Genomic DNA, 4,965 nt, shown 5'->3' with positions numbered 1-4,965 from the left:
ATTTGCTGAGCAAGGACGTCAATCTGGATACACACATCGCCGACGTCGTCAACCTGATCAAATGGGACAGTCTCGAGGACGTCTGCCTCGTGGCATGGTCTTATGGTGGCTTTGTCGGCTCGGGCGCACTCGAAAGCATCGGGGACCGCGTCTCATCGGCAGTGTGGCTTGATGCCTACATTCCGNCCGACGGACAAAGGGTAGCCGACGTCGCGATCGAGGGGGTGCGCAAAGGCATACAAATGGCCATCGACAAGGGCGAGGCAGGTGTTCGTGGAGCGGCGAGGTATCCGGCCGCTGTCGTTGCCGAACGCGACCGGGCATTCGCGGAGTCCAAGGTGACCCCGCATCCAGTCGGCACCTATCTTCAGCAGATCAAGCTTTCCGGCGCGCTCCAAAAGGTGGCGAAGAAGACATACATNCGCCTCCCAAAATTTCCACAGCCGCCCTTTGACAAGGCACTGGCAGACTGCAAGAGCGACAAGTCNTGGGCCACATTCGAACTGCCGGACGTTGGGCACATGGCCATGCTCGATGAGCCAGACCGCTTGAGCGAGTTGATACTGCAAGCCGCGTGAGATCGACCTCCCCATAGGTAAGGTGCAGACACACGCCGCACTGCTTTATGTCCGCCTTGCGTCAATCGCGTCACTTTGGGCGCGTGCTGTTCGCTTCCGATCTACGCCTGTGAACGGACATTGTTAGACCGCTCTGGCATGTCTCAAACGGGCCAAAAGCTGAAGTGCGCGAGATCGATCCCTCAGGCCTCGACTGCCTCTCGCTAGTCACTCCTCGGGAAGTCCTGCCTTGCGAAGACCCTCGGCAATGCGGGCTCGCTGCGCGAGACAGGTGGGATGATCCGTTGGCGAACTGGCGCGGAATTGGGCGATGCTGAAATCAGGAGCGAGGATGAGCCCCGCCTGCACATAAGCCCGTGCTTCCTCGACCTGTCCGACATGAGCCAACGCGGCCGCGAGATAGAAGTGAACGAACGGGGCAATGTTCCGGTTGGTCTCGATGGAGCGCTTGAACCAGTGAATAGCCGCCTCATCGGCTCCAAGATATGACTGCGCTACGCCCGCCGTATTCATCCAGGAAAAAGCCCTATTGTCGCGCGGAGAGAGCCGGAACGCCTCCATGACACAGGCCTCGGTCTCCTCCGCACGACCTAGATTGCACTTGCCAAGTCCGATCCACGCATGAGCGGTGGCCAGATTCCGATTGAGCGTCAGGGACCGTTCACATTCAGCAATGCCTTCTGCGGCGCGTCTGGTGAATATCTGGACGACGCCCATCAGGCAATGCGCCATCGCGTGATTGGGCGCTTGGGCAAGTATTTTGGCCAGGGATGCTTCGACCACAAGCAGGGCCGCCGTCCGGTCGATCAGCATGGACGTCGCCCGCGTGGCGTCGACGAATGCCATGCCGACCATGGCTTCAAGGTTCGTTGGATCCCGGCCGAGAGCTTGTTCGAAGAAATGTCGCCCCTGTGCCAGGTTGGCGGGGTCCGATCCGCGGTGCACGCTTGCCATGCCCTGGAAATACAGGTCCATTGAATCCGCGTGCGGTGCTCGCGCCGCGCGTCGTGCCTCCACCGTGACCAGCTCGGTTCCGAGCTGATTGGCAAGACGGGCGCCGATCTCGTCCTGCATGTCGAAGAGGTCGGCGATCGGTTTATCGAAGCGTTCGGCCCAAAGGTGGTTGCCCGTCTCGGCGTCGATGAGCTGGACATTGATGCGCATCCGGCTCCCGCCTCGCTGCACCGACCCCTCGAGAGCATAGCGAACGCCGAGCTCGCGGCCGATCTGCTTCAGATCGACATACTTTCCCTTGAAGGTGAAGGCGGTGTTGCGACCAATCACGAAGATGCCGGCCATTCGCGACAAATCCGTGGTCAGGCTCTCCGTCACGCCATCGACGAAATAGTCCTGCTCAGGATCGGGGCTCAGATTGACGAACGGCAGAACGATGAGCGAAGGTTTGCCTGGGACCGCGCCCGGTTGGCCGCTCGTGATCGCCGCTGCCGTCGATCCTGGCGCTTCGCGCACCGTGGCGACAAAGCGGACCCCCTTGCGGGGAAAAGTCTTGATAAGGCGCTGCTCGTCTCCGGAATCGCCAATCGCCTTCCGCGCAGCATTCAGGCACGTGGTCAGCGCCACGTTCGAGATGGCGCGGCCTTGCCAGATGGCGTTGATCAGGTCGTCCTTGCTGACGACGCGGTCGCGGTTGCCGATCAGATAGTCGAGCAGGTCGAACACCTGCGGCGCGATCGCGATCACCTCCGTGTCGCGACATAGCTCGCGCCGGTCGGTGTCGAAAGAAAAATTTTCGAAGAAATAGCGCAAACTACATTCCCGCGACGGCGGTCCACCGGCAAAACCCTCTGCCCACGCGCAAAGATAAGCTGCCGCTAAGGAAAATGTAAGCCGGCGCCCAAGCCCGCTCATCCCTGACGTGGTACACCCGTAGATAGAACCCGCGCGAAGGCAGTGGATGGATCAGGGAGACTGGTGATGATCACGCGTCGTGACGTATTGACCGTGTCGGCGGCCGGTGTCGCGATCTCTGCCGCGTGCCGCGGGCCGCGGGCGCTCGCACAGCCGCTCGCAAAGACTGTGCACATTCTGACGGGCTTCACGCCCGGTCTACAGGACGCGCTGGCACGGCTCATTGCCGGCCAAATGAAGGACTATGCCGAAACAATCGTAGTGGAGGCCCGGCCCGGCGCAGCCGGTCGCATAGCCGTGGAGGCGGTGAAAACCGCCGACGCCGACGGATCGATGATGCTGTTCGCTCCGCTTGGCTTCATAATGTTGTTTCCACATGTCTACAGGAATCTGAGATTTCAGCCGGGGGATTTCACGCCCGTGTCGACCGTGGCCTCGACCCCGACTCTGCTGACGGTCGGTCCGAAGGTGCCGGGGGACGTAACGACAGTCGCCGAGTTCGTCACCTGGTGCCGCGCCAACCCGAAGTTCGCCACCTACGGGACGGCAGGTGCCGGAACCACGCTGCATTTCCTGGGTGCGACGCTCGGGCGCACCGCGGGCTTCGATTTTCTTCACGTGGCCTATCAGGGCAACGGCGCGATTCAGGATCTGGTCAAGGGTGAGATCGCATCGGCCATCATGCCGGTTGGCAGCTCGCTTGGCCTCGTCCAATCCGGACAACTTCGTGCGCTGGCAACCACCGGCCCGCGCCGCTGCCCGTTTGTTCCCGCCGTGCCGACGATGCGGGAAGCCGGATATCCGTCGCTCGAGGACCTCACATGGTATGCGTTCTTCGTTCCGTCGAAGACACCGACGCCTCTCGTCGAGAAGCTCAATACCGCGATCCAGGCGGCCATGCTGACCGAACAGGTCAGGTCCGGCTTGACAAAATTGGCCGTCGAGCCCGACGCGATCGCCATGAGTGACTTTGCCCGCCTGATCGCATCCGAATCCGAACGGTGGAAAGCGATCGTACAGGCAACGGGATTCGTCCCGACTGATTGACGTCGGCGTTGCGGCATATCGGAGGAAACAAATGAGCCGGCCAGTATCCCTGCATGATCTCGTGCAGTCGCATCGCATCACCGCGGTGATCTACGCAGCGGCAAAACTCAATCTCGCTGAGGCCATCGGCGCCGATGCAAAATCGGCAGCCGAACTCGCAGGGCTTGTCGATGCTGACGAAAGTGCGCTGCGCAGGTTACTCGTCGGCCTGACGACTCTTGGCCTCTGCAGGCAGGCCGATCGGGACCGGTTCGCCATGACCGACCTCGGCCGGCAGCTCGACGAGTTTGCCGATCCATCGTTCAAGGACTGGGTTCTTTTCGAGGGCGAGATGCTCCTGCAATCCTGGAGCGGATTGGTCGAGTCAGTTCGCACCGGAAAGACCGCGACCCAGCTGCGCGGAGATGGCGATGACCGCTATGCCGCCACACGCAATGCGCCGGAATGGACCCGTCGATTTAACGCCGCGATGGTCAGTTTGACGCGGACCGTCGTTCCAAAAATCGTTGCAGCCCACGACTTTGCGGCCGCGCGCGTCGTCATGGATCTGGGCAGCGGCACCGGCGAGTTGATCGGTGGCGTGCTCCACCACAACCCGCATCTTGTGGGCATCGCCTTCGACCTCGCACGCTGCGAAGCAGAGGCGTATGCGCATTTTGATCGGCTTGGCATCGCCGATCGCTGCCGGTTCGTCGCCGGCAGTTTCTTTGAAGGGGTCCCCGGGGGCGCTGACACGATCCTGATGAAGAGCATCCTCCACAACTGGAAGGACGATCGTTGCGAGGTCATTCTGCGCAACTGTCGGGACGCGCTGCCGTCCGGCGGAACGTTGATCATGATTGAGCGAATCATGCCGGAGCTGGCCATGGCCAAGACCGAGGACCGCTCCTGCGCCATGAGCGACCTCAACATGCTGCGGGGACCTGGCGGCTGCGAGCGGACGGAAGCCGAGTATCGCAGGCTGGCCACCTTGGCCGGCTTCGCTTTCGTCGGGACGACAGGTATCGGCTCGTTCAGCCTGGTCCAATTCAGGAAAGTTGGAAATTGAGGGGCTTTCTCCTGTCGCGGCGCACGAGGACACTCATTGTGCCTACCCACCGCGCCTTACGAATCTAGTCTAGATTTTCCTGGAGGATTGACGGGAACGATTTACGCCTCATCGGGATGTCCGCTAATGGGATGGTCCGGCCGTGCTCCGGCCCTGCCAGCACGAGAAGCTGGCAAGGGGCGCTCAAGACAAGGAGCACGCCATGTCTCAGAAACTCAACGCAGCGATCGCCGTGATCGGCATCGATATCGGCNAGAACTCGTTCCACATCGTGGGTCATGATCAGCGCGGCGCCATCGTGCTGCGGCAGAAGTGGTCACGCGGCCAGGTGGAAACGCGGCTCGCCAACCTGCCGCCGTGCTTGATCGGTATGGAGGCCTGCGTCGGCGCGCATCATCTCAGTCGCAAGCTCCAAAGGCTTGG

General features: G+C 61.5%; 4 protein-coding genes and 1 pseudogene. 4 read left to right on the top strand and 1 reads right to left on the bottom strand.

Annotated elements, in window-relative coordinates; all coding sequences use genetic code 11:
* Positions 1-578 (top strand): alpha/beta fold hydrolase (locus A3M7_RS0137475; protein ID WP_027548471.1); only part of this gene is annotated, 578 nt, incomplete at its 5' end.
* Positions 579-785: 207 nt separating this feature from the next.
* Here the strand turns inward: A3M7_RS0137475 and A3M7_RS0137470 are convergent.
* Positions 786-2,345, bottom strand: coding sequence for a winged helix-turn-helix domain-containing tetratricopeptide repeat protein (locus A3M7_RS0137470; protein ID WP_027548470.1), 1,560 nt, complete (start codon positions 2,343-2,345; stop codon positions 786-788).
* A gap of 168 nt (positions 2,346-2,513) precedes the next feature.
* Here A3M7_RS0137470 and A3M7_RS0137465 point away from each other — a divergent pair, with 168 nt between their 5' ends.
* The 3 genes and pseudogenes from A3M7_RS0137465 to A3M7_RS45595 all read left to right on the top strand — a co-directional run.
* On the top strand, positions 2,514-3,494 hold the full coding sequence (locus A3M7_RS0137465) for a tripartite tricarboxylate transporter substrate binding protein (RefSeq protein WP_027548469.1): 981 nt from the start codon (positions 2,514-2,516) through the stop codon (positions 3,492-3,494).
* Between the two features lie 61 nt (positions 3,495-3,555).
* A complete protein-coding gene (locus A3M7_RS0137460; protein ID WP_245284411.1) occupies positions 3,556-4,542 on the top strand; it encodes a methyltransferase in 987 nt (328 codons plus the stop codon).
* 202 nt (positions 4,543-4,744) lie between these two features.
* Positions 4,745-4,965, top strand: a pseudogene (locus A3M7_RS45595) (IS110 family transposase); the annotation flags it as partial.

It is taken from the genome of Bradyrhizobium sp. WSM2254 (assembly GCF_000472645.1).
Classification (GTDB): Bacteria; Pseudomonadota; Alphaproteobacteria; order Rhizobiales; family Xanthobacteraceae; genus Bradyrhizobium; species Bradyrhizobium niftali.
Note: the sequence above shows the minus strand (reverse complement) of the source record. Positions and strands in the feature narration are given on the sequence as shown.